This window comes from Sphaerisporangium fuscum (assembly GCF_018531465.1).
In the GTDB taxonomy this organism is placed as follows: domain Bacteria; phylum Actinomycetota; class Actinomycetes; order Streptosporangiales; family Streptosporangiaceae; genus Sphaerisporangium; species Sphaerisporangium fuscum.
Genome location: NZ_JAHDTF010000008.1, coordinates 143,342 through 167,530, shown reverse-complemented (window position 1 = coordinate 167,530; position 24,189 = coordinate 143,342). Strand labels below are relative to the sequence as shown.

Below are 24,189 nucleotides of genomic sequence, written 5' to 3'. Positions count from 1 at the left end.
GGCGTACGCTCCCCTGAGTCGCATCGCACGCCAGGAGAGCTCACCATGACCGATGACGTGACCGCCGGAAGCCCGTTACCGGGGCAGGACACTCGAAGCCCCGCTCCAGGGCGCATCGACAGCAGCGTCCCGCACTCGGCCCGCATCTGGAACTACCTGCTCGGCGGGAAGGACAACTACCCCGTGGACCGGGAGGCGGGCGACCGCATCGGCCAGGTGTTCCCCGGCATGGTGGACATCGCCCGCCACTCCCGCCACATGCTCGCCCGTACGGTGCGCTTCCTCACCGGCGAGGCGGGGATCCGGCAGTTCCTCGACATCGGCACCGGCCTGCCGACCGTTGACAACACCCACGAGGTCGCCCAGCGGGTCGCGCCTGAGTCCCGGATCGTCTACGTCGACAACGACCCCCTGGTGCTGGCGCACGCCCACGCGCTGCTCACCAGCACCCCGGAGGGGGTCACGGCCTATGTCGAGGCCGACGTCCGCGACCCCGAGCTCATCCTCCGCGCCGCCGCGAGGACGCTGGACCTCACCCGGCCGACCGCGCTGATGCTGATGGGCATCCTCGGCCTGGTCGCCGACCATGACGAGGCGCGCTCGATCGTCCGCCGGCTGATGCGCGCCCTGCCGTCCGGCAGCTACCGCGCCCTCTACGACGGCAGCGACACCGACCCCGCCTACGTGGAGGCGCTGCGCCGGCACAACTCCGGCGCCGGCGTCGTCCCGTACACCCCGCGCAGCCCGGAGCTGATCGCCGGCTACTTCGAGGGCATGACGCTGCTCGATCCCGGCGTGGTGCCGGTGACGCGCTGGCGGCCCGAACCCGGCCCCTGGGCCGCGCCGGCCGAGATCGCCTGCCACGGCGGTCTGGCCCGCAAGCCGTAGCCACGAGAGGAGCCCGGCACCGGCGGCACCGGGCTCCTCCCGTCAGTGGCGGTGGGTGGCGTCCGCGTGGTGGGGATCGGCGGGATGCTCGAAACCCGCCCAGAGTCGTACCTTCTCCGCGTAGCGGCGCTCCAGCCACCCGGCGAAGGCCTGGTCCACCGCCACGGAGGTCAGCTCGCGGGCGATGCCCTCGCGCACCGTCTCGTACGGCCTGCGCCCGCCCGGCCGTATCCGGTCCACGCGCAGCGTCCACGGGCCACCCGGCCCCTCGACGGGGCCGACGACCTCCCCCTCCTCGGCCGAGAAGACGGCCTCCTCCAGCGCGCCCGTCAGCTCGCCCCGCCGCACCGGCCCGAGGGACGACTCCCCCTGCCCCCGCAGCCGGCTGACGTGCCGGACCTCGGGATCGGTGAACCTGTCGAGGTTGCGGTCGTAGTACCCGCGGACCTCGTCCTCGGGCACGTCCACCCCGGCCGTCACCGCGTCGCGCAGGGCCCGCGCGAGCGGCATCGACGCGGTCACGGCGGCGACGACGCCTCCGGTGCGGAGCGCGGCGGGCAGGGTGAGCGGCGCGGGCGGCGGCGGGGCGGCGGGCGCCACGAGCCCGAGGGCGGCCGCCTCGTCCTCGACGAGGGCCTCGGTCACCAGCATCTGGACCAGCCAGCGGCGCAGGTTGCGCCCCTCCGCGCTGTGCGGATGCGGCAGGCGCGAGGCCAGCGGCCCGGCGCGCAACTCCGCCTCCCGGGCGTCGACCTGGGCCACCGTGACGACCCGGTCCCCCACCTCCGCCGCGACGACGGCGAGCGAGGTCACGGGCGCACCCCTTCCTCACGGGCACCGGTCATGCCCGCACCTCGATCTCCACGGCCTCGGTGTAGTGCAGCCACCCGGCGCAGGCGAGCTTGACGACGGCCCACCAGCGTCCCGGCCGCGTACCGGGCGGCACCTGCAGGACGAAGCGGAGCAGGGCCTCACCACGGGCCGGGACGACCACGCCGGTGTTCCACTCGGGGACCAGCTCGAAGGTGTGCCAGGGGCTGATGAGCTGCGCCTGCACGGACACCTCGCCGCGGGCCTCCGAGCGGAGCAGCACCTCCACGGCCCCGGTGGAGTCCGGGCCGCCGGGCGCGAGCCGTACGCGGGGCGTCCGCAGGTCGACCTCCAGGCCGGCGGCCCGGCGCTCGCCCACGTACAGCCGCGTGACGTCCTCGTACACCTGGCCGCCGTAGGTGGTGCGGGCACGCAGCCAGTACTCGCCCGGCTCGGCGCCGTCGGGCGGGACGACCCGCACCGGGAAGGCCGCGTGGCCGCCGGGCGCGAGGACGTAGGGCCGTTCGGCGGGCTCGCAGGTCCACCCCTCGGGCGGCAGCACGGTGACCACGCCGGACACCTCCGCCTCGGTGAGCCCGGAGGCGACGGACACGACCGGTTCGACGGGCCCGGAGACGGCGAGGCCGGACTCCGACAGGTGGACGGCCACCGGGATGTTCCCGGCCGGGGCGGGCCCGGTGTTGTTCAGCCAGTACCTCGTGTAGACGGGCTGGTACGGCTCGGCCTCCGGCCCCAGCGCCACCGTCCCGGACGCCGCCCCGCGAGCCTCGGCCGTGACGGTCGCGATCTCCATGCCGTTCAGCTCGACGGCGTCGAGGGACAGGGCGGACAGCGGGCGTTCGAGCAGGTCGGCGCGGTGCGCGCCACCGACGGGCAGCGCGGTGCGGACGGCGGCGGTCACCTGGTCGCCGGACGCCTCGTACAGCCGCAGCGTGACGCCGTCCACCTCGCCCGCCTCCCTGCCGGAGGCCAGCGGGTTGCCGGCGGGCTTGAGCGCGGCGAGCACCACCGCGCCGGCGGGCTCGACGGCGAGGAACGACGTGGTGGCCGCCAGCTCCCCCTCGTGCGGGTCGGCCGGGACGGCGGACAGGGGGTGGTTGACGTCGTGCCCCTGGGTCACCATGCCGGTCGCGCGCCAGTCGCCCGGCCCGGTGACCAGGGAGTACTCGAAGGAGTGCGTCCAGTGCTGGAGCTGGAAGTTCGCCCCGTCGGGGGTGGTGCGCCGCGGCGGGTCGATCCACACGCCGGACGGCCAGCCGGTGCACGAGCGCATGAGCGACAGGTGCAGGGAGCCGCCGGAGTCGACCGCGAAGCCCGGGACGCCGCGGTTGATGACGCCGAAGGTGTAGTCGTCCAGGGCCGGCTCGGTGAGGACGGCGAGCGCGGACGGCTGGGTCACCTCGATGACGGCGTCGTCGAGATCGGCGACGAGCTCCTCGGCGGCGCCCTCCCCCGCGACGATCAGCACCGGCAGCGCGCGCGGCCCGGTCAGGTCTGCGCTCGGCACCCACACCTTCTCCAGCGGCTCGGACGCCGGCACCCAGACCCGCGCGCGGCCGGCGGAGGCCAGCCGTTCGCGCAGCAGCTCGGCGTACTCGGGCTCGGCGGCCTGGAGCACCTGCGCGACGAACGGGTTGTCCTCCGGCGTGCCGAGGGCGATCCGGACGTCGGGCAGGTTGGAGTCGACGGTGAGGTCGCCGTACCGGCGGCCGGGGGCGCTGGAGCAGGTGGCGGTCACCCCCTTGCGCACCAGCGCGGCGGCGAGGTCGCGCGGCTCGCCGCCGATGATCTCGGCGATGCCGATGGCGCGGTCGCCGACGCGCTCGCCGTCATCGCCGCGCAGGGCGACCCTGGCGGTGGACGACAGCGCGATCCAGTTGCCGGCCGGGTTGTCGAGGGTCCACGGGTGCTCGCCGGAGTCGACGTCGATCAGGCCGAAGCCGCGCCCGACCACGGCGTCCCCGACCTCGCTCACCGGGAGCGCGCCGGGCACGCGGGCCGGCCAGCGGAGGCGGACGAGCTGGTCGGCGCCGTCGAACTCGTCCACGTGGGTGACGCAGTCGACCCGGTCGAGGCCGTGCCAGAGGGTGATCCGCTGGGTGTACCGCACGGGGCCGACGCGGCCGGTGACGGTGACGCGCTCGCCCAGCGCGCACGTCTCGGCCTGGACGGACTCGGCGGGCCGTGCGGCCGACCCGGTGACGGTGCCCTTGGGCACCAGGTGCCAGGGACCTTCGTGGAACTGGGGGTGCGCGGGGTACTCGTCGTACACCAGCAGCTCGTTGCCCACCCGGCCCGGCTGGAGCAGGTCGCGGTCGCGGGCCACGTCGCGGAACCGCGACACGCAGCCGCCGCGCGCCGGGTCGACCTCCACGACGTGGGTCGCGGAGGCGATCCGTACGCCGTCGCGGGCGGTCCAGCCGACCGGACGCTCGTCGGCGACCGGCTCGGCGCGCAGGGTGCGGCAGCCGAGCGGCGGCACGGCCCGCGCGACCAGGACGACGTCGACGGCGGCGAGCCCGCCGTCCTCGCGGTACTCGGCGTTCTCCAGCAGCACGGGCAGCTCGCCGCCGTCGGCGTCGGTGACGCGGACGCCGTACGCGCCCGCGGCGGGCGGCGTCAGCCGTACCCGGACGATGTCGGTGCGCTCCCAGGACGAGGGGTTCCACACCACCACGGCGAGGCCGTCGCCGCGCGTGTCGACACGGGCGGTCAGCTCGCCGAGCGAGGCCTTCAGCACGCCCTCGCCGACGTCGTGGGCCTCGCGCCAGCCGGTGAGCAGGTCGAGGTACACCTGGTCGGACTCCGAGCCGGTGATCGCGTCGTGGTGCGCGCCGTACACCAGCTGGCGCCAGGCCTTGTCGAGGGCGGCGTGCGGGTAGCGGGCGCCGGTGGTGAGGGCGGCGATCGTGGCGAACTTCTCGGCGTCGACGACCAGCGACTCGGCCGACCGCTGGGCCTGCTTGGTGTCGATGAACGAGACGTCCTTGCCGGTGTAGACCGGGTTCATGTCGCGGGTCTGCGGCGAGGCGGCCGGCAGCGACGAGCGGACGGCCGCGAAGAACTCCTTCGGCAGTCCGACGACGAACCGCGGCGAGACGTAGCGGGCGTTCCAGTGGCGGTGGATCTCGGTGACCCACTTGTTGGGTGGCGAGTAGTCGGTGCCCATCGGCAGCAGCAGGTTGGGCGTGGCCGCGACCTGCTTCAGCCGCAGGAACAGCTGGTACACCGCCTCCTCGGCGGTGGCGAGGTCGGGTGAGGAGTCGAGCCACCAGCCGGCGCTGTAGTGGGCGGGCATGTAGTGGGTGAGCACGCCCTTGCCGGACGGCGACAGCCACTCGAACTCCGCCGGGAACTGCATGCCGTCGGGGTACCCGAAGCCGTCCCGCTCCAGGTCGCGGCCGGTGAGCATGGGGCCCCACTGGTGGTGCGGGCCGCGGGCCCAGGAGCTGGACGTCAGCCCGGCCTCGGCGAGCAGCCCGGGGAACTGCGGGTCGTGCCCGAACACGTCGAGCTGCCAGGCGGTCGCCGGGTCGCCGCCGACGACGTCGCGCTGGAAACCGACGCCGTAGACGATGTTGCGGATCGTCGACTCGGCGGAGGTGAGGTTGGTGTTGGGCTCGTTGTAGGTGCCGCCCATCAGCTCGACCCGGCCCTCGGCGAGCAGCCGCCGCAGGTGGTCGCGGTCCTCGGGGTGGGCGTCCCAGTAGGGCTTGAGGTAGTCGACCTCGGCGAGCACGAACTTGTAGTCGGGGTCGCGGCGGGCGGTCTCCAGGTGCTCGCGCATCAGGGCGAACCCCGCGTTCTGCCTGTCACCACGGAACTCCTGGGCGACCTCGCCGGCGTCGTCCCAGGTGGTGGTGTAGGCGGCCTGGGTGTTCCACCACACCGGGTCGTAGTGGAAGTGCGGCACCATCCACACCGTCCAGCCGGGTTCGGCGACCACCAGCTCGCCGGTCGCGACCGCGTCGCCGGCCACCACCTCGATGGGGACGCGGGTGCCGGGCGCGGCCTCCGCCGAGACGGCCACCTCGGCGGGGCGCTCGGCCGTACGGCTCGCGCCCGTCACGCCGGGACCGGTCACCCGGACCTCGACCTCGCCGGGAGGCCCCTCGAGGTGCACCCGGACCACCTGGCCGGATTCGACGAAGAGCTCGGTGGATTCGACGCTGGTGATACGCAAGGGTCAACCCTTCACTGATCCGGCGAAGCTGAACGATCCGGCGAGGTACTTGTTGACGGCGACGTAGAGGATCACCGCCGGGGCGGTGTAGATGATCGAAAACGCGGCGAGCTCACCGTAGGCGGCCTGGCCGTACTGGGAGAAGAAGGTGTAGATGGTGACGGCGGCCGGTTGCTTCTCGGGCGTGTCGAGCAGCACGAAGGGGACGAAGAAGTTCCCCCACTGGCCGACGAAGACGAAGATCGCGACGACGGCGACGCCCGGGGCCATCAGCGGGGTCACGACGCGGGCCAGCGACTGCACCCATCCGGCGCCGTCGACCCAGGCGGCCTCCTCCAGGCTCACCGGCACGCCGTCCATGAAGTTCTTCATCATCCAGATGGAGAACGGCAGCGCGCTGGCCGTCAGGAACAGCACCATCGCCGGGACCGAGCCGTACAGGTTGAACCGGAAGAACATCGAGTACACCGGCACCATCACCGCCGTGACCGGCAGCCCGGTCGTGAACAGCAGCGTCAGCATGAAGTGCCGCTTGAAGCGCAGCTTGTACCGGGAGAGCGGGTAGGCCGCGAGCCCGGACACGACCACGGTGAGGATCGCGGTGGCGCCGGAGATGACGATGGAGTTGAGCACCGGCCGGTAGACGGTCTCCCAGTCGAGCACCGCGGCGAAGTTCCTGAAGGAGAACCGGAAGGTGGGCTTGGCGACCAGGCTCGCGTCGGGTTGCAGGGAGGCGAGCACCAGCCACAGGAACGGGCCGACGAACGCCAGCGTGATCACCACGAGCGAGACGAGCGCCGCGACACGGGCGGCCGCGCGGGTCATCAGGCCTCCACCTTGATCAGCCGCAGGTAGACCAGGGAGAACACCGCTCCGATGACCAGCAGCACCAGCGCCATCGCGCTGCCGTACCCGATCTCGAAGTAGCGGAAGGCCTGCTCGTACATGTAGAGCGGGGTGGTCTGGCTCGCCGTGCCGGGCCCGCCGCCGGTTAGGGCGTAGATCAGGCCGAAGCTCGCCAGCGTCTGCAGGGTGATGAGCATGAGGTTCGACAGGATGGAGCGGCGGATCAGCGGCAGCGTCACGTTGGTGAACCGCCGCCAGCCGCTCGCGCCGTCGACCGCCGCCGCCTCCAGCAGGTCGCCGGGCACCTCCGACAGCGCCGCCGAGTAGACCAGCATCGAGAACGCGGTGCCGCGCCAGATGTTGGCCAGGATGATCGCCACCATGGGGGCGCTGTACAGCCAGTCCTGCGAGACCCCGAACACGCCGAGGAACTCGTTCAGCGTGCCCTCCTCCGACAGGAAGGAGAACCAGCACGCGGCGGCGACCACCTCGGGCATCACCCAGGCGGCGATGACGACGCCGTTCACCACGCTCCTGACCGCCCGGCCGCGCCCGCGCTGCAGCAGCGCGATGATCAGGCCGAGAGTGTTCTGCCCGACGACCGCCGAGCCGATCACGAACACGAACGTGAGGAGGAAGGAGTTGCGGAAGGCGTCGTCGCCGAACAGCTTGACGAAGTTGGCCACGCCCACGAACCGGGAGTTCACCGACGCCGAGCCGGTGAGCGTCTCGTTGGTGAAGGCGATGTAGACGCTCCACAGGATGGGGCCGGCCATGAAGAGCACGAGCAGGGCCAGCGCGGGCAGGAGCGGGAGCAGCCGCCGCAGCGCCGGGCCGGGCCGCCGGCGCGGCTTCCCCTGGTCGGGGAGCCGCGCCGGCCGCGACGGGGTCACGGTGGTGATCGTCATGAGCCGGAGACGACCTTGTCGGGGCCGCCCGCGACGGCGGGCAGCGCGTCGGCGTACTCCTTGGCCGCCTGCTCGGGGGTCTTGGAGCCGGTGGTGACGGCCTCCATGGCCTTCTGCACCTCCGCCGAGACCTTGGGGTAGACCTCGTAAGCGGGGCGGTAGTGCGTCACCGAGGCGAGGTCGGTCCAGAACTTCACGCTGGGGTTGTCGGCGGTGTACTTCGGATCGGCGGCGACGTCCTTGCGCGGGGCCAGGTCACCGGAGCCGGTGGAGTACAGCAGCGTGTTGTCCTTGTCGGTGGCGATGGAGATGAAGTCGAAGGCGTCCTTCTTGTCCTTGGCGTAGGAGCTCATCGCCATGACCCAGCCGCCGGACATGCTGACCGCGCCGGGGGCCTGGCCGTTCTGGGTGGGCATGGGGGTCCAGCCCATCTTCTCGGTCCACTGCGGCCACGGCTTGGTGCTCTTGGGCGTCCAGGCGGCGGCCATCCACGCGCCGTCGAGGCCGATGCCGAGCTTGCCGCCGGGGAACCAGTCCTGGCCGACCTTCTCGCCGAGCTTGGGGTTGAACGCGTCGGCGGCCTTGGGGCCGAGGCCCTCGCGGTAGACGGTGTTGACGAAGCCGAGCGAGTCGGTGAAGCCCTTGCTGGAGGCCACCCACTTCTTCTGCGTGTCGTCGTACAGCGTGCCGCCGGGGGTGCCGTACAGCAGCATCTCGAAGCCCTGCATGGTGGCGGCCTCGCCGAGCGGCTTGGTGGAGTACATGTTGAAGGGGATGACGCCGGGGACCTTCTGCTTGATGGCGCGGGCGGCGGTCAGCACGTCGGCCCAGGTCTTCGGCTCCCAGGGCACCTGAATGCCCGCCTTGGCGAAGATGTCCTTGTTGTACCAGAGGCCGCGGGTGTCGGTGCTGATGGGAACGCCGTAGATCTTGCCGTCGGGGCCCTTGGCGGCCTGCTGGACCGCCTCGGAGTACTGGGTGTTCCAGTCGGGCCAGTTCTTCAGGTAGTCGTCGAGAGGGGCGAGCTTGCCGGCGGCGACGTCGGCGTTCACCTGGAACGTGTCGTGGAGGTACACGTCGGGGGCCGAGTCCGGCGAGCGGTTGAGCAGGGCGAGCTTGGTGTAGTAGTCCTCGTTGGTGCCCTGGACGGCCGTCAGTTTGATGGTCACGCCCTTGTGCGAGGATTCGAACTGCGTCTTCGCCTGCTTGATCATCTTCTCGAAGTGCGGCCAGGAGGGCTCCACCCTGTAGAGCACCTCGATCTGCTTGCCGCCGTCATCGCTCGTGCCGGACGCGTCGCCGCCGCACGCGCCCGCGGTGGCGGCGACCGCGACCGCCAGCACCGAAGCCACCATCGCTCGTCTCATCGGGACTCCTTCTCCGGCCATCCGCCCGCCGGCCACGACGGACCAGCCCGGGGCCCCGAATCCCCGTACTGGCAGTGGCCTGCCGGCTCGCTACGGCCGTGTTGCTTGGGTGACGCGAACTTAAATCTTTTTGATTTACTAAGTCAACGGTCTGTGCGATATTGCCAGGGGACCACGAGGACGCCAGGAGATATACATGCAGGTCGGCACAAACCTGCCGAAAGTCGGCACCTTCAACCGTGCCGTCGTACTGGAGGCGATCCAGGTGTCGGACGGCATCAGCCGCGTCCAGATCGCCGAGCGCACCGGCCTCACCGCCCAGACCGTCTCCGTCATCGTGCGCAGGCTCCTGGAGGAAGGGCTCGTCATCGAGGACGGCTCGCTCCCCTCCAGCGGAGGCAAGCCCCGGACGATCCTGCGGGTCGACCCCGCCGCCGGGTACGCCGTCGGCATCCACTTCGACCCCGGCGAGGTCTCCTACGTCCTCGCCGACCTCGCCGGAGAACCCGTCACGAAACTCCACACCGAGCTGCGGCCGGGCCTCTCCCCCGAGGCGGTCGTCCGGCAGATGGCCGCCACCGCGCGGAACATGCTGCAGGACGCCGGCGTGCCCGACGGCAAGGTGCTCGGCATCGGCCTCGCCTGCCCCGGGCCGCTCGACGCCGACGGCGTGATGAACGACCCGCCGCGCCTGCCCGGCTGGGACGAGGTGCCCATCAAGCGCCTGCTCGAAGAGCACACCGGCTTCCCGGTCACCTTCGACAACGACGCCTCGGCCGCCGCCATAGGAGAACGGTGGGCGGGCCTGGCCCGCAGCACGCCGAGCTTCGCCTACCTCTACCTCGGCACCGGCATCGGCGGCGGGCTGTTCCTCGACAACCAGATCTACCGGGGCCGCTCGCTCAACGCGGCCGAGTTCGGCCATATCACGGTCGTACCCGAGGGGCCCGAGTGCTACTGCGGCAACCGCGGCTGCGTCGAGGCGGTCTGCTGTCCCAGCGCCGTGGAAGCCACCTTCCGCGCCCGCCTCGCCACCGGCGTCCCGGCGCCGGCGGACCACGCCGCCATCTGCGCCGCCGCGGCGGCGGGCGACCCCCTGGCCGTCGAGGTCATCGGTGAGGTGGCCGCGCGGCTCGCCGACGCCGCCGTGAGCATCGTCAACATGCTCGACATCGACCTGCTGGTGCTCGGCGGGCCCGCGATGCACGAGGCCGCGGGCATCTACCGCCAGGTGATCGCCGACGCGGTCGCCACCCGTCCCCTCGCCCGCCGCCTCCACAAGGTGCAGGTCGAGATCTCCCCCATCGCCGCCGACGCCGCCGCCATCGGCGCCGCCTCCCTGGTCTTCCACGCCACCTACGCCCCCCGCCTGGGCACACTCCTCACTTCCTGAGATGCTGATCACGCCCCAGGCCCGACCCGTTCCCCGCCCCCACCTGCCTCTTCCGGACGCCCCGCGCTCACCTACCATCGGCCTGGGCCCGGGACGGCCGGTCCCCCACCTTCCCGCGACGAGGAGACCATGACCCCGTACGTGCTCGCCGCCGACATCGGCGGCACAAAGCTGGCCGCGGCCATGATCGGCGAGGACGGCGCGGTTCTCCGGCGCAAAGAGGTGCCCACCCCGGCGGCGCCCGCCGGACAGGCGGACGTGGTGAGCGCGGCGCTGACGGACCTGCTGAAGGAGGTCGCGGGAGACGCCGCGCCGCTCGCGGTCAGCGTCGCCTCCGCCGGGCCGCTCGACTTGCTCGCCGGCACGGTCAGCCCCGTCAACATCCCGGCCTGGCGCGAGTTCCCGATCCTCGCCCAGGTGGCCGAGGTCGTTCCGGACGTCCCGTCACGGCTGGTGGGGGACGCCGTCGCCGCGGCCGCCGGGGAGCACTGGCGCGGAGCCGGGCGCGGCAGCGCCACCATGCTCGGCATCGTCGTCTCCACCGGCATCGGCGGCGGCCTCGTCCTCGACGGGGTCCCGTTCACCGGGCCGACCGGGAACGCCGGGCACATCGGGCACATCTCGGTCGACCCCGCCGGCTCGCCCTGCCCGTGCGGGGGCATCGGCTGCGTCGAGACGATCTCCAGTGGGCCCTCGATGGTCCGCTGGGCGCGCGAGCAGGGCTGGGACGGGCCCGACGCGCGCCGGCTGGCCGAGGCGGCCGGCGCGGGCGAGGAGATCGCCCTGGCCGCGTTCGAGCGGGCGGCCGACGCCCTGGCGCGGGGCGTCGTCTCGGTGGCCGCGATCTGCGACCTGGACCAGGTGGTGATCGGCGGCGGGGTGGCCGGGGCGGGCGAGGTGCTGTTCGCCCCGCTGCGCCGCGCCGTCGCCGCACACGCCAAGCTGGGGTTCGTCCGCCGCCTCCAGGTCACCCCCGCCGCCCTCGGCCGCGACGCCGGCCTGGTCGGCGCCGCCCGCATGGCCCTGCTCCCCTGACCTCTCCACCCCGGCCGGGTCGCGGCCGGGGAATTCATGAAGTTCTCAAACTTCTCTTACGGGGCTGGTAGTCGTGCGCGCCTAGCTTTGCCGGTACATCCCAGCGCAACCGGCAAAGGACGGTCCCTGTGACTACCACCCTCGGCGGGGCGGCAGCCGCCCAAGGCTCGACGGCGACGCGGCGGGCGTGGATCCGGGGCGGGCCGCGCCGGGCGTGGCCGGGGCCGCTCGCGCTCCTGGCCGGGACGGCGGTGCTCTACCTGTGGGGGCTCGGGGCCTCGGGATGGGCCAACCAGTTCTACTCCGCCGCCGTCCAGGCCGGCACCCGGAGCTGGCAGGCGTTCTTCTTCGGCTCCTCGGACGCGGCGAACTTCATCACCGTGGACAAGACACCCGCCTCGCTGTGGCCGATGGAGCTGTCCGCCCGCGTCTTCGGGCTGAACTCCTGGAGCCTCCTGGTGCCGCAGGCGCTGATGGGCGTCGCCGCGGTGGGGGTCCTGTACGCGACGGTGCGCCGCCATCTCGGGCCGGGGGCAGGGCTGCTCGCCGGGACGGCGCTCGCGCTCACCCCGGTCGCCGCGCTGATGTTCCGGTTCAACAACCCCGACGCGCTGCTGGTGCTGCTGCTCACCCTCGGCGCGTACGGCATGGTGCGGGCGCAGGAACGCGGGCACACCGGCTGGCTGGTGTTCGCGGCGTCGTGCGTCGGCACCGCGTTCCTGGCCAAGATGCTGCAGGCGTTCCTGGTGGTGCCGGGGTTCGCGCTGACTTATCTCCTCACCGCCCCCGGGACCGCGTGGCGGCGCGTACGGCAGCTGCTGACGGCCGGAGCCGCCATGGTGGTGGCCGCAGGGTGGTGGGTCGCGGTCGTCGCGCTCGTCCCGGCCGGATCGCGTCCGTACATCGGCGGGTCGCAGACCGACAGCGTGCTCGAACTGGCCCTCGGCTACAACGGCCTGGGCCGGCTGACCGGTGAGGAGACCGGCGGCCTCGGCAACCTGAACCAGGAGGCGGGCTGGCTGCGGCTGCTCGACACCGAGATGGGCGGCCAGGTGTCCTGGCTGCTCCCGGCCGCGCTGGTCATGCTGGCCGCCGGCCTGTGGCTGCGCCGGGGCGCCCCGCGCACCGATCCCGAACGCGCGGGGTTCGCACTGTGGGGCGGCTGGCTGGTGGTGACCGGGCTGGTGTTCAGCTTGAGCCAGGGGATCATCCACGCGTACTACACCGTGGCGCTCGCCCCCGCCGTCGCCGCCCTGGCCGGCATGGGGGCCGCCTCGCTGTGGAGGAAGCGGCGCGCGCCCGCCGCCACCGTGACCCTCGCCGCGGCGGTGGCCGTGACGGCGTGCTGGGCGTACATCCTGCTGAACCGCACCCCCGACTGGTACCCCGCGCTGCGGTACGCGGTGCTCGCGGGCGGGGTGCTCGCCGCCTCGGCGCTTCTCGGCACGCGGCGGCGGGTGGGGCCCGCCGTCACCTCGGTCGTGGCCCTGGCGTTCGCGGCCTGCCTCGCGGGCCCGGCCGCGTACGCCGCGCAGACGGCGAGCACGGCGCACGGCGGCGCCATCCCCACGGCCGGCCCGGCCGGCATCCCGGGACAGGGCCGGGCCCAGGCCGGTGTACCGGGGCAGGGTGGCCGCGGCCGGCGGCGGTGGCCGGGTGGCGGGGGCCTGAACGGTGGAGGGCCGCGCGGCGGCGGTACGGGGCTGCTGTTCGGCAGTACTCCCTCCGCCGAGCTCACGGCCCTGCTCCAGCGGAACGCCTCCTCCTACACCTGGGTGGCCGCGACGGTGGGCTCGAACAACGCCGCCGGTCACCAGCTCGCCACCGGCCGGCCCGTCATGGCCCTCGGCGGCTTCAACGGCACCGATCCCGCCCCCAGCCTCGCGACCTTCAAGCAGTACGTGGCCGAAGGAAAGATCCACTACTTCATCGGCGGAGGCATGATGGGCGGCCGCGGCGGCGACACCGGCGGCAGCGACGACGCCCAGCGGATCGCCGCCTGGGTCCGGTCCACCTACCCGGCCCGGACCGCGGGCGGCACGACGATCTACGACCTCACCGCGTCCTGAACCGAGTGGGTCATGGGCGGGGGGCGGTGTGCCTGCCGTTGAGGAGGGCGATGCCGAGGTCGGTGAGGTCGTGCAGGACGGCGCCGCCGTCGCGCCGGGTGTCCAGGAGGCCGGCCTCGCGCAGCACGGTGGCCTGCCGGCTGGCGGAGGAGATGGACACACCGGCCCGGTCGGCGAGCTGGGTCGTGGTGATCGTGTCCACGCAGGCTCTCAGCACCGCCGCCCGGGTGTGACCGAGCAGGTCCGACAGGGCGTCCCGCCCCGATTCCCGTTCGCCCGCGCGCGGCAGCCAGCCCGGCGGCGGCGACACCGGGTAGACCAGCACGGGCGGCTCCCCGACGTGCCTGAGCGTGATGGGGTGACGGCGGCAGAACAGGGAGGGCAGCAGGACCAGCCCGCGCCCCCACAGGTGGATGTCGTGGTCGACGTAGTCGGCCACCTCGAGCACCGGCGGCCGCCAGGACACGCTCCGGTGCAGCCCCGCCAGCAGCCCGTCGATCCCGCCGCGCATCAGCAGGCGCCCTCTGCGGATCCTGTCGGCCTCCAGGTGCGTGTGGATCACGTCCTGGTACGGGGCCAGGCACGAGCGGTGGTAGTTCTCCACGGCCCGTGCGAGCCGATTCAGCGCGGGCAGCCCTCCGGTGGCGAGCTCCCGGACCCAGGGCGTGACGGGCTGCTCGCTCGCCATGTAGGTGAGGTCGTCGCGCAGCCGCGCGCGGGGCGTCGACAGCAGCCGGTCGATCTGGCACTCGATGCCCGCCTCTCCCCGTCCCGGGGTGAGGAAATCGGGAGAGTACCCGCTCGGCGGGGCCAGCTCGACGAGCAGCCGTATGCCCGGCGTCCTCGCCGCCGGTACCTGCCGCCGCCATTCACGGAACACCGGATCCCCCTTCTCCTGCAGCACATGGAGGCTCAGCAGCACGTCCCAGAGCGGGTCGGGCCGCTGCGCCACCGTGACCCGGCGAAGGTCCTCGGAGGTGAAATGGATGCGTAACACGCACGGACGGTAGGCGGTGGCGTGTTGAGGATCCGTTGACTCCCCGTTGAGCCGCCGGATCATCCGGCCAGGGAGCTCAGCTCCTCGAGGGCGTCCTGGAGGTACTCGGTGATGTGCCAGACGTCGGGGACCATCGTACGGTCGGCGACCACCCCCACGGCGATGTCGCCGTTGTAGGAGAAGGCGGTGATGTTGAGGCCGCCGCTGGCGTCGGTGACGACCGACACCGGGTACTGGGCCAGCAGGCGCCGCCCCCCGATGTACAACGGGATCTGCGGTCCCGGGATGTTCGAGACGATCAGGTTGACCGCCGGGGAGGTCTGGGCGGCGAGGCCGAAGGCGGCGCGGTCGGCCAGGCCGGTCAGGGCGGCGGGCATGCTCTCGCTCAGGTTCCGCAGCCAGCGGGCGGGGGCGAGGCCGAACCGGTCCTTGATCCGGCGCATCGCCTTGTGCACCGCCTGGAGCCGCTCGCGGGGGTCGTCGACCTGCGTCGCCAGCGGGGTGATCATGAGCGTGACCTGGTTGCCGGGCCCGTCGTCCTCGACCTCGCGCAGGGAGAACGGGACGCCGGCCACCAGCGGCTCCTCGGGCAGCGCCTCCTGGTCGATCAGCCAGCGCCGTACGGCCGTGGCGGCGAGCGTCATGACCACGTCGTTGACGGTGACGCCGAAGGCGTTCTTGATCCGCTTCACCTCGGCCAGCGGCAGCTCGGTGTAGGCGAAGCGGCGGTGGGCGGAGATCGGGCCGTTGAAGGGCGTGCGCGGCACGGGCAGCTTGGGCAGCTCCGGCACCTCGTCTCCTCCGTAGAGGTAGCGGGTGACCGACCGCATGGCCCGGGCCACCGGGACGGCGCCGGGGAGCTGGTTGACCAGCGGGATCTCGTCGAGGCGCGGCACCGCCTCGACGAGGAACCGCAACAGGTGGGCGGGGTTGGCCGCCAGGCGGGCCGCGGTCCTGACCAGCATCTCGGCCGTCTCGGGGCCGAGGTCGGGTTCGGGGGGCGGCGCGGGCGCCTCGCGCCGGGGCCGCGGCTCCAGGTCCATGAACGCGGCCAGCACGTCGGCGCCGCCCATGCCGTCGATCGTGGCGTGGTGCAGCTTGACGTACAGGGCGGTACGGCCGCCGTGCAGACCGTGGATGAGGTACATCTCCCACAGCGGGTGGCGCCGGTCGAGCCGCCGTGAGTGCAGCCGGGCGACCTGCGCGGCCAGTTGCCGGTCGGTGCCCGGGTGCGGCAGGGCCAGCTCGCGCACGTGGTAGTCCAGGTCGACGGCCTCGTCCTGCACCCAGTACGGGTGGTCGAGATTGAAGGGGACCTGCAGGATCCGCTGCCTGAGCTGGGGTACGAGCGCGCACCGCTCCTCCACCAGCTTCACCAGCTCGTCGCGGGTCAGCTCGCCCTCCAGGATCGACAGGCCCGCGATGTTGGCCACGTTGGTGTCGGTCTCGAAGTTCAGGAACTGCGCGTCCACCGCGCTCAGCTGCCGCAAGGTGCACCTCCCTGATCCCGCGCGGCGGCGGCCTGCCGCCCGGCCGCCCGCGACCCCGTCTCCCGTTCTACCCCCTTATGTCCCCAGGATGCCCTACTGTCCGGGGGCGGGTGACCTCGCTCCGCGGCCCGCGGTAGTGCCCGCCCCACCCTGACGCGCCTGCTCACCTCACCCGGAATTCGCTGGTCAGCGTCATGGGAAGCGCGCCCACGCGTCCGTACTGTCGTCGACGGCTCGATCTCGCCATGAGATCGCCGAACGGCAATACGCGAGTTAAGAGGAAAACTGTATGTCCAGGCACCAGAAGCGCATGAGCCGGCGGGTACTGCGGGCGGCGGCGGCGATCGCGACGGGAGCGGTCCTCGTCCCTGTGGCGGCCCAGGCGGCCCTGGCCGGCACCGGCGGCACGACGCGGGACCCGGTCCACGCCCTACAGCAGGCGGCCCACCCGCTGCGCTCCACCGAGCCCGGAAGGAACACGGCCGACCTGCGAGCACTGGACTCCATGATCGGCGACGCCGAAGTCGTCGGCCTCGGCGAGGCCACCCACGGCTCCCACCAGTTCTTCACCATGAAGGAGCGAGTCTTCCGCCACCTCGTCGAGAAGAAGGGTTTCACCACCTTCGCCCTGGAGCTGAGCTGGTCGGCGGGACTCCAGATCGATGAGTACGTCCAGACCGGCAGGGGCGACGCCCGCAAGCTCGCCAAGCAGACGCTGGCCGACTCCCCATGGGAGCGCGAGGAGTTCGTGAACCTCATCGAGTGGATGCGCGACCACAACCGGCGCCATCCCGGCCACCCCGTCCACTTCATGGGTGACGACATCGGCGCCCCCACGCTCAGCGACGAGTTCTTCGGCCGCGTGACCGGCTACGTGCGGGAGAACGACCCCCGGTCGCTGCCGCGGCTCGACGAGCTCTACACCGGCCTGCGCCCGATCGACGACGTCTTCGCCTACCTGCGCAAGCCGCTCGCGGAACGAAAGCGGCTGGCGGCCAAGGCACAGCAGGCTCTGGAACTGGTCAGCGGCCGGAAGGGCTCCGGCGGAGAGGCGTTCGAATGGGCCGAGCAGAACGCCCGGTCCATCGCACAGACCGCCGAATTCCTCACCGTGGACCTCACGGACCCGGACTCGGTGGCCGCCTCGGAGCGCTTCCGGGACGAGGTGATGGCCCGGAACGTCACCTGGTGGCAGCGGCGCACCGGCGGCAAGATCCTCCTGTCGGCGCAGAACGACCACGTCGGCTACGTCGCCGGGGACCCGAAGATGTACCCGAAGACGCAGGGGGCGTTCCTGCGCGACACGATGGGCGGGAACTACCTCGCCATCGGCTTCACGTTCGACCAGGGCTCCTTCCTGTCGAAGGACACCGCCCTCGGCGGTGAATGGAAGAAGTTCACCGTGGGCCCCGCCGAGCCCGGCATGAACGAGCACACCATCGACCAGGTCCCGTACCGGGACTACTACCTCGACGTCCGCGACGCCCCGGCCGCCGCGCGCGCCTGGCTGTCGGTCTCCCGGCCGACGCGCAACATCGGCACGCTGTACCCCTACCCCGACCTGGACATCGCGATCGCCCGCTCCTTCGACGTCCTGATCCACCTCCACGACGTCCGGGAGGCCGACAAGCTGAAGCCGTGACCTGAGCCGCGGGGTGGACGGCCTTCCCCCGGATCGTCGAGCGGCACGCGGAGGGCGGGCCGCGCGGCGGTCACCCCGCAGGTAGGCGAGTGGCACGCCGTACGCCCAGCCGCCCCCGCCCACCTCGTCCGGCCACCGGGTGGCCGCCAGGCGAGCACGCAGATCCTCAAGGTCCTCCTCCGGGACGTCGACGGTGAACGGCCGGATGACCTCCTCCCTCACGTTCATGCCGGGTCTCCGGCGGGCCGCTCGTCGTTGTCGGACTCACCGGCGAGGGCGCGGGCGGCGGCGACGGACTCGGGGTCCATGCCGGAGTAGCCGTCGCGGCGGTGCCGCTCGGCCTGGTCCTCGATCCACCGGCCGTGCGCCTCCCACGCCGCCTGCTTGCTGGTGCCGAGGGCCGCGCCGATCTGCGACCACGAGGCTCCGGCGGCGCGGGCCGAACGGACGGTGAGCTGGCGCCCGTAGGCGGCCTTCCGGGCGATCACCTCGCCGAGGGCGAGGAGTTCCAGCGCCTCCTCCCTGCTCAGCGCCGGCGCCTCCGGCTCGGGCCCCGCGGCGCGGACGTCCTCCTCGCCCACCGTCGAGGCCAGCGCCTCACGGGCCCGCAGCCGATCGTGCCGGGCGGCGGCGGTCACCAGCGTGAACTGCTTCTCGAGCATGTCAGGAGTGATCATGACGGAAGCATCACGTCAAGCCATCTTGACGTCAAGCCACCCTGACGACCGACTTGTCATGAAAAATAGCGTCGGTCGATTGCAACGGACGTAAAACAATTTTCGTTCGGCCATTGACCTGCCCCCTCGGCGAGGTGAGCCTCCGGTACAAGGGCACCGGGAAGGTGGTGAACCACATGGTCAGAGGCTTGAGCCGGATCGTGGTGGCGGCGGTGGTGCTGGGGCTGGCGGGGCCGGCGAGCCCGCTGTGGGCGGGGAGTGAGGCGCGGGCGGGGATCGAAGGGCCGGCGGGGGCGAGGGTGGTGCGGATCGGGGTGACGCAGAGCGTCGACTCGATGAACCCGTTCTTGGCGCTGCGGCTGGTGTCGACGTCGATCCTGCGCTGGACGTACGCCGAACTCACGGTGCCCGACCCGAAGACCCTCCGGCCGAGCCCGGACCTCGCCGAGTCGTGGCGGACGTCGGCGGACAAGCTCACCTGGACGTTCACCATCCGGCGGGCGAAGTGGTCGGACGGGGTGCCGGTCACGGCCGGGGACGCCGCGTGGACGTTCAACAAGCTCATGACCGACGACGCCGCCAAGACGGCCAACGGCACCGCCGTGGAGAACTTCGCGAGCGTCACGGCCCCCGACGACCGCACCCTGGTCATCAGGACGAAGAAGCCGCAGGCGTCGATGCTGGACACCCCCGTCCCCATCGTGCCGGAGCACGTCTGGAAGGACGTCCCGGACGTCGGGGCGTTCGAGAACGACAGGTATCCGATGGTCGGTGACGGGCCGTACATCGCCGTGGAGCACAAGAAGGACGCCTACGTCCGGCTGAAGCCCAATCCCGACTACTGGCGCGGCCCCCCGCGGCTCGACGAGCTCGACATCGTCTTCTACACCAACCCCGAGGCGGCGAACGCCGGGCTGAAGAAGGGCGACATCGACCTGATCGGGCGGCTGCAGGCCCCCCAGTACCAGGCGCTCGCCGGTGACCCGGACATCGTCCGGTGGAACACCCAGGGCAGGCGCTCGACGTACCTCGCGCTCAACCCCGGCGCGGCCACGGCCGGCGGCGAGCCGATCGGCGACGGGCATCCCGCGCTGAGGGACGCGCGGGTGCGGCAGGCGATCCACTACGCGATCGACAAGAAGGCGCTGGTCCAGCAGGTGCAGGACGGGCTGGCCGTCCCGGCGGACGGGTCGGTCGTGCCGCCGATGTACCCGGAGTTCTTCTGGAAGGCCGAGGGCGCCGACCTCGTCGTCCACGACCCCGCCAGGGCGAACAGGATGCTCGACGACGCCGGCTACAAGCGGGGCCCGGACGGGATCCGCACCATGCCGGGCGGCGGGCGGAGGCTGGATCTGCGCTTCAGCATCCACACCGAGACGCCGGTCGAGGAGAAGATCGCGCAGTTCCTGACCGGCTGGCTGAAGGACATCGGCATCCGGCTCACCACCCGGCCGCTCGACTCCAGCAAGTTCACCGAGGAGACCGGCAGCACCGCGCTGTACGACATCGCGATCAGCGGCTGGTCGGTCGACCCCGACCCCGAGGAGGTGCTCGCCACGCACCTGTGCTCCCGCCGGCCGACGGCGAGCGGCCGGGGCGGCGGCACGGAGTCGTTCTACTGCGACGAGCAGTACGAGGACCTCTACCGGCGGCAGCTGACCGAACTCGACCGCGCCAGGCGCGCGGACCTCGTCAAGCGGATGCAGCGCAGGCTCTACACCAACGCCCCGGTCATCGCCCTGTACTACCCCAACGACCTGGAGGCCTACCGCAAGGACCGCATCGCCGCCATCACCCCCGTCCCGGAGGACAAGGGCCTCCTGTACGGCGGCAGCGGCTACTGGCCGGTGTACACGCTGCGGGCGGTGCCGGCGGCGGCCGCGGGGAGCGGCCCGGGTGCCGGGGTGACGGTGGCGGTCGTCGCCGGGGTGGCGGTGCTCGCGGGGGTGGGCGCCTTACTGCTCGTCCGGCGGCGGCGCGCCTCGGCGTACGACCGTGAGTAGCCGGCGATGACGACGCCTCTCGCGACATCCTTCGACGCCCGGGAAGAGCGCGGCCGCGGACTGCCGAGGTACGCGCTCACCAAGCTCGGCGGCGCCCTGCTCAGCATCGGCATGGTGATCGTCGCGGCGTTCTTCCTGTTCCGCCTGATCCCCGGCGACCCCACCGTGGCCTACACCCGGGACGTCCCGGTGAGCCCCGAGCAGCTGGCGCTGCTGCGCCGGCAGATGGGGCTGGACCGGCCCCTGTCGCAGCAGTTCATCGGCTTCGTGCTGAGGACGCTGCGGCTCGATCTCGGCACCTCCTACGAGTACCGGCGCCCGGTCGCCGAGCTCATCGGGGAGCGCGCCGGGCCGACGCTCCTGCTCACCGGGGTCGGGCTGGCTCTCGCGGTGAGCCTCGGCCTGTGGCAGGGCACCCGGGCCGCGTGGCGGCACGGCGGCCGCTTCGACCGGCTCTCCACCGGGGTCTCGCTGATTTTGTGGTCGGTGCCGACCTTCTGGCTGGGACTGCTGCTGCTCATGGTGTTCGCGGCGGGCATCGGCCCCGTGCCGGGGATCCTGCCGACGCGCGGCATGGAGGGGGTGGACGCCCCCGATGGCCTGGCGTACCTGCCGCACCTCGCCCAGCACATGGTGCTGCCCTGCCTCACGCTGGTCGCCGTGGTGTACGCGCAGTATCTGCTGGTCATGCGCTCCTCGCTGCTGGAGGAGATCGGGCAGGACTACATCACCACGGCGCGCGCCAAGGGGCTGCGCGACGACCAGGTGCGGCGGCGGCACGCCGTGCCGAACGCCCTGCTGCCGACGGTGACGCTGGTCTTCATGCACGTCGGCTTCGTCGTCGCCGGGGCGGTGTCGGTGGAGGCGGTGTACTCCTGGCCGGGGCTCGGCCTGCTGTTCTACAAGGCCGTGCAGGGGCCCGACTTCGCCGTCCTGCAGGGCACGTTCATGGTGCTGTGCACGGCCGTCATCGTCATGAACACCCTGGCCGACGTGGCGTACCACGTCCTGGACCCCCGGGTGAGGTCGGCATGACGTCGTCCACCCGGGTCCGCCGCCGCGCCGCCCTCGGTCGGTTCTGGGCGGAGTTCCGCCGCAGGAGGTCCGGGGTGGCCGGGGCGGCCGTGCTGCTGACCGCGGTGGCGCTGGCGCTGCTGACGCCGCTGATCACCGACCGTGCCGGGCTGGACGTCACCAGGGCCGCCGGCGGCAGGCTGGCGCCGCCGAGCGCGGCCTTCCCCCTCGGCACCGACGAGTCCGGGCGGTCGATCCTGCTGATGCTCCTGTGGGGCTCGCGGGTCTCGCTGCTCATCGGCTTCATGTCGGCCCTGCTGAGCATGCTGATCGGGACGGTCGTGGGCGTGGCGGCGGGCCACTTCCGCGGGTGGCCGTCCGCGGTGCTGATGAGGGTCACCGACTGGTTCCTGGTGCTGCCCACGCTCGTGCTGGCCCTGGTGCTCGCGGCCGTGCTGGGCGGCGGCACCTCCACGCTCGTCCTGGCGATCGGCGTGACCTCCTGGGCGTCCACGGCCCGGCTGATACGGGCGCAGACGCTGGCGGTGGAGGCCCGCCCGTACATCGAGCGTTCCAGGGTGCTCGGCGCCGGGCACTGGCACATCATGACCCGTCACGTGCTGCCGAGCGTCGCGCCGCTCGTCCTGGCCAACACCACGCTCATGGTGGGCACCGCCATCGTGCTGGAGTCCACCCTGGCCTTCCTCGGCGCGGGTTCGGGACAGGTGTCGTGGGGCGGCATGCTGCGCGGTTCGTACGACTGGGGCGCGGCGACCGCCGGGGCGTGGTGGTACGTCCTCACTCCCGGGCTCTGCATCGTCGCGGTCGTCCTGGCGTTCACGCTGTGCGGCCGGGCGCTGGAGGCCGTGCTGAACCCACGCCTGCGAGGAGGGGGACGGTGACGGTGCTGGAGCTGCGCGACCTGGCCGTCACCTACCGGACCACGGCCGGTGAGGTGCCCGCCGTACGCGGGGTGTCGCTCGGCCTGGGGCGGGGAGAGGCGCTCGGGATCGCCGGGGAGTCGGGGTCGGGCAAGTCGACGCTGGCGATGGCCCTGCTGCGGCTGCTCCCCCGCGACGCGCGCGTGACCGGCGAGATCCTGCTCGACGGCGAGGACGTCCTGACGATGGCGTGGGGACGGCTGCGGGCGGTCAGGTGGGCGTCGGCGTCGATCGTGTTCCAGGGCGCGCACCACGCGCTGAACCCGGTGCACCGCGTCGGCGACCAGATCGCCGAGCCGCTGCTGGTGCACGGCCTGGCCACTCCCGCCGAGGCGCGGCGCAAGGTCGCCGACCTGCTGGAGCAGGTGGGCCTGCCCGCCTGGCGGGCGCGCGGCCACTCCCATGAGCTGTCCGGCGGGCAGCGGCAGCGCGTGATGATCGCGATGGCGCTGGCCTGCGCGCCGCACGTCATCATCGCCGACGAGCCGACGACCGCTCTGGACGTCATGATCCAGGCGCAGGTGCTGCAGCTCGTCAGGGCTCTGATCGCCGACCACGGGGTCAGCCTGGTCATGATCTCCCACGACCTGTCGGTGCTGGCGGCGACCTGCGACCGGCTGGCGGTGATGTACGCGGGCCGCGTCGTCGAGACCGGCCCGGCCGGTGAGGTCTTCCGGCACGCCCGGCACCCCTACAGCCGCTCGCTGGCCGCCGCGTTCCCCGTCGTCGGCGACCCGGCCTCCCGCCTGGCGCCGCGCGGGCTGGGCGGCGACCCTCCGCATCCCCTGCACCTGCCGTCCGGCTGCTCGTTCCACCCGCGGTGCCCCCTGGCCGTCGACCGCTGCGCCTCCGCCGAGGTCGAACTGTGGCCGGCGGGCGAACGGCACGCGGCGGCCTGCGTACTCGTCCATCCGGAAGGGGTGACGGCGTGAGCGCGGCGGGCGTGGCGTTGCTGGAAGCGCGTGACCTGCGCGTCGAGTTCAGCTCGCGAGGCCGGCGCGCCCGGGCGGTCGACGGGGTGAACCTCGCGGTCGGCCAGAGCGAGATCGTCGCGCTGGTCGGCGAGTCGGGCTGCGGGAAGACCACGCTGGCCCGCACCCTGCTCGGTCTCCTACGGCCGGCGTCCGGCACCGTGCTGTACGGCGGCGCTCCCCTGCGCTACACCGGCCGGGCGCTGAAGGCGTACCGGCGCGAGGTGCAGCTGGTGCTCCAGGACCCGACGGGGTCGCTCAACCCCCGGCACACCGTGTACGAGGCGGTCGCGGAGGGCCCGCGCGTCCACCGGCTGCCGGACGAGCGGGAACGGGTCCTGTCGGCGCTGTCGCGGGCCGGGCTGCGGCCGCCGGAGCGTTTCCTGGCCGACCACCCGCACGAGCTGTCCGGCGGTCAGAGGCAGCGGGTGGTCATCGCCGGGGCGCTCGCGCTCGACCCGCGCGTGCTGGTCGCCGACGAGCCGGTGGCCTCGCTCGACGCCTCGGTGCGCGGCGAGATCCTCGCCCTGCTGCTGCGCCTGCGCGACGAGCTCGGCCTGTCGGCGCTGGTGGTCACGCACGACCTGGGCCTGGCGTGGAACATCGCCGACCGGGTGGCGGTGATGTACCTCGGCAGGATCGTCGAGTCCGGGCCGGTCGAGCAGGTGCTGACGGCGCCCCGCCATCCGTACACGCGGGCGCTGCTGTCGGTGCTCCCCGAGTCGCCGGCTCCGGTGGTGCTGGCCGGGGAGCCGCCCGACCCGACGCTGATCCCGGCCGGCTGCCGCTTCCATCCGCGCTGCCCGGTGCTCGCGGGCGGCGCGGCCGCGCGGGCCGGCGTCGAGGCGGCCTGCCGCTCGCGGCCCCTCGCCGTGCTCCCGGCCACGCCCATGTCCCAGGCGGCCTGCCATTACACGGCGTCGCCGCCCTGACC

18 protein-coding genes and 1 pseudogene are annotated in these 24,189 nt (G+C 72.7%); 10 read left to right on the top strand and 9 right to left on the bottom strand.

Annotation, left to right across the window (positions count from 1 at the left end; all coding sequences use genetic code 11):
- The first annotated feature begins 45 nt into the window (after positions 1–45).
- Positions 46–888: an SAM-dependent methyltransferase gene (locus tag KIK05_RS11560; RefSeq protein WP_214410639.1), complete on the top strand. Its 843-nt coding sequence runs from the start codon at positions 46–48 to the stop codon at positions 886–888.
- 42 nt (positions 889–930) lie between these two features.
- On the opposite strand, the gene KIK05_RS48820 is transcribed toward KIK05_RS11560, so the two are convergent.
- From KIK05_RS48820 to KIK05_RS11535, 5 genes are read right to left on the bottom strand one after another with little or no spacing between them, the layout of a single operon-like run.
- The gene (locus tag KIK05_RS48820) at positions 931–1,701 is read right to left on the bottom strand and encodes a peptidylprolyl isomerase (protein WP_214410638.1); all 771 of its coding nucleotides are present in this window, start codon (positions 1,699–1,701) and stop codon (positions 931–933) included.
- Between the two features lie 28 nt (positions 1,702–1,729).
- Positions 1,730–5,902, bottom strand: coding sequence for a glycoside hydrolase family 38 N-terminal domain-containing protein (locus KIK05_RS11550; RefSeq protein WP_214410637.1), 4,173 nt, complete (start codon positions 5,900–5,902; stop codon positions 1,730–1,732).
- 3 nt (positions 5,903–5,905) lie between these two features.
- Positions 5,906–6,727 carry a carbohydrate ABC transporter permease gene (locus tag KIK05_RS11545; RefSeq protein ID WP_214410636.1) on the bottom strand — a complete coding sequence of 274 codons (822 nt, stop codon included), beginning with the start codon at positions 6,725–6,727 and terminating at the stop codon, positions 5,906–5,908.
- Complete coding sequence (locus KIK05_RS11540; protein ID WP_214410635.1) at positions 6,727–7,656, bottom strand: carbohydrate ABC transporter permease; 930 nt, start codon at positions 7,654–7,656, stop codon at positions 6,727–6,729. The genes KIK05_RS11545 and KIK05_RS11540 overlap by 1 nt, the downstream gene beginning before the upstream one ends.
- Complete coding sequence (locus KIK05_RS11535) at positions 7,653–9,023, bottom strand: extracellular solute-binding protein (RefSeq protein WP_214410634.1); 1,371 nt, start codon at positions 9,021–9,023, stop codon at positions 7,653–7,655. Before KIK05_RS11535 ends, KIK05_RS11540 begins: the two co-directional genes overlap by 4 nt.
- A 196-nt stretch (positions 9,024–9,219) precedes the next feature.
- Here KIK05_RS11535 and KIK05_RS11530 point away from each other — a divergent pair, with 196 nt between their 5' ends.
- From KIK05_RS11530 to KIK05_RS11520, 3 genes are all read left to right on the top strand, one after another.
- A complete protein-coding gene (locus tag KIK05_RS11530) occupies positions 9,220–10,416 on the top strand; it encodes an ROK family transcriptional regulator (RefSeq protein ID WP_214410633.1) in 1,197 nt (398 codons plus the stop codon).
- 129 nt (positions 10,417–10,545) lie between these two features.
- Positions 10,546–11,451, top strand: coding sequence for an ROK family protein (locus tag KIK05_RS11525; protein ID WP_214410632.1), 906 nt, complete (start codon positions 10,546–10,548; stop codon positions 11,449–11,451).
- 128 nt (positions 11,452–11,579) lie between these two features.
- Positions 11,580–13,520, top strand: coding sequence for a mannosyltransferase YkcB-related protein (locus KIK05_RS11520; RefSeq protein WP_214410631.1), 1,941 nt, complete (start codon positions 11,580–11,582; stop codon positions 13,518–13,520).
- 10 nt (positions 13,521–13,530) lie between these two features.
- Here the strand turns inward: KIK05_RS11520 and KIK05_RS11515 are convergent, their stop codons facing one another.
- Both KIK05_RS11515 and KIK05_RS11510 read right to left on the bottom strand, forming a co-directional pair.
- A complete protein-coding gene (locus tag KIK05_RS11515; protein ID WP_214410630.1) occupies positions 13,531–14,517 on the bottom strand; it encodes an ArsR/SmtB family transcription factor in 987 nt (328 codons plus the stop codon).
- A gap of 59 nt (positions 14,518–14,576) precedes the next feature.
- Positions 14,577–16,007, bottom strand: a complete 1,431-nt coding sequence (locus KIK05_RS11510) for a WS/DGAT/MGAT family O-acyltransferase (protein ID WP_214410629.1) — start codon at positions 16,005–16,007, stop codon at positions 14,577–14,579.
- A 289-nt stretch (positions 16,008–16,296) separates the two neighbouring features.
- Between KIK05_RS11510 and KIK05_RS11505 the strand changes: the two genes are divergently transcribed.
- A complete protein-coding gene (locus KIK05_RS11505) occupies positions 16,297–17,649 on the top strand; it encodes an erythromycin esterase family protein (RefSeq protein ID WP_214410628.1) in 1,353 nt (450 codons plus the stop codon).
- Between the two features lie 87 nt (positions 17,650–17,736).
- Here KIK05_RS11505 and KIK05_RS46800 read toward each other — a convergent pair.
- Positions 17,737–17,877 (bottom strand): annotated as a pseudogene (locus tag KIK05_RS46800) (epoxide hydrolase N-terminal domain-containing protein); the annotation flags it as partial.
- The gene (locus KIK05_RS11495) at positions 17,874–18,326 is read right to left on the bottom strand and encodes a hypothetical protein (protein ID WP_214410627.1); all 453 of its coding nucleotides are present in this window, start codon (positions 18,324–18,326) and stop codon (positions 17,874–17,876) included. The pseudogene KIK05_RS46800 and the gene KIK05_RS11495, both read right to left, overlap by 4 nt.
- A 176-nt stretch (positions 18,327–18,502) precedes the next feature.
- Here KIK05_RS11495 and KIK05_RS11490 point away from each other — a divergent pair, with 176 nt between their 5' ends.
- From KIK05_RS11490 to KIK05_RS11470, 5 genes are read left to right on the top strand one after another with little or no spacing between them, the layout of a single operon-like run.
- The gene (locus KIK05_RS11490; RefSeq protein ID WP_214410626.1) at positions 18,503–20,329 is read left to right on the top strand and encodes an ABC transporter substrate-binding protein; all 1,827 of its coding nucleotides are present in this window, start codon (positions 18,503–18,505) and stop codon (positions 20,327–20,329) included.
- A 6-nt stretch (positions 20,330–20,335) separates the two neighbouring features.
- The gene (locus KIK05_RS11485) at positions 20,336–21,364 is read left to right on the top strand and encodes an ABC transporter permease (protein WP_214410625.1); all 1,029 of its coding nucleotides are present in this window, start codon (positions 20,336–20,338) and stop codon (positions 21,362–21,364) included.
- Entirely contained in the window at positions 21,361–22,245 is an 885-nt protein-coding gene (locus KIK05_RS11480; protein WP_214410624.1) for an ABC transporter permease, read from the top strand. The genes KIK05_RS11485 and KIK05_RS11480 overlap by 4 nt, the downstream gene beginning before the upstream one ends.
- Complete coding sequence (locus tag KIK05_RS11475; RefSeq protein WP_214410623.1) at positions 22,242–23,216, top strand: ABC transporter ATP-binding protein; 975 nt, start codon at positions 22,242–22,244, stop codon at positions 23,214–23,216. Before KIK05_RS11480 ends, KIK05_RS11475 begins: the two co-directional genes overlap by 4 nt.
- A complete protein-coding gene (locus KIK05_RS11470) occupies positions 23,213–24,187 on the top strand; it encodes an ABC transporter ATP-binding protein (protein WP_372455581.1) in 975 nt (324 codons plus the stop codon). The genes KIK05_RS11475 and KIK05_RS11470 overlap by 4 nt, the downstream gene beginning before the upstream one ends.
- The last annotated feature ends 2 nt before the right edge of the window (positions 24,188–24,189 follow it).

Coding starts and splice junctions, on each gene's coding strand:
- KIK05_RS11560 (WP_214410639.1), top strand. CDS start 46: ATGACCGATGACGTGACCGCCGGAAGCCCGTTACCGGGGCAGGACACT.
- KIK05_RS11545 (WP_214410636.1), bottom strand. CDS start 6,727: ATGACCCGCGCGGCCGCCCGTGTCGCGGCGCTCGTCTCGCTCGTGGTG.
- KIK05_RS11540 (WP_214410635.1), bottom strand. CDS start 7,656: ATGACGATCACCACCGTGACCCCGTCGCGGCCGGCGCGGCTCCCCGAC.
- KIK05_RS11535 (WP_214410634.1), bottom strand. CDS start 9,023: ATGAGACGAGCGATGGTGGCTTCGGTGCTGGCGGTCGCGGTCGCCGCC.
- KIK05_RS11530 (WP_214410633.1), top strand. CDS start 9,220: ATGCAGGTCGGCACAAACCTGCCGAAAGTCGGCACCTTCAACCGTGCC.
- KIK05_RS11525 (WP_214410632.1), top strand. CDS start 10,546: ATGACCCCGTACGTGCTCGCCGCCGACATCGGCGGCACAAAGCTGGCC.
- KIK05_RS11505 (WP_214410628.1), top strand. CDS start 16,297: ATGTCCAGGCACCAGAAGCGCATGAGCCGGCGGGTACTGCGGGCGGCG.
- KIK05_RS11495 (WP_214410627.1), bottom strand. CDS start 18,326: ATGATCACTCCTGACATGCTCGAGAAGCAGTTCACGCTGGTGACCGCC.
- KIK05_RS11490 (WP_214410626.1), top strand. CDS start 18,503: ATGGTCAGAGGCTTGAGCCGGATCGTGGTGGCGGCGGTGGTGCTGGGG.
- KIK05_RS11485 (WP_214410625.1), top strand. CDS start 20,336: ATGACGACGCCTCTCGCGACATCCTTCGACGCCCGGGAAGAGCGCGGC.
- KIK05_RS11480 (WP_214410624.1), top strand. CDS start 21,361: ATGACGTCGTCCACCCGGGTCCGCCGCCGCGCCGCCCTCGGTCGGTTC.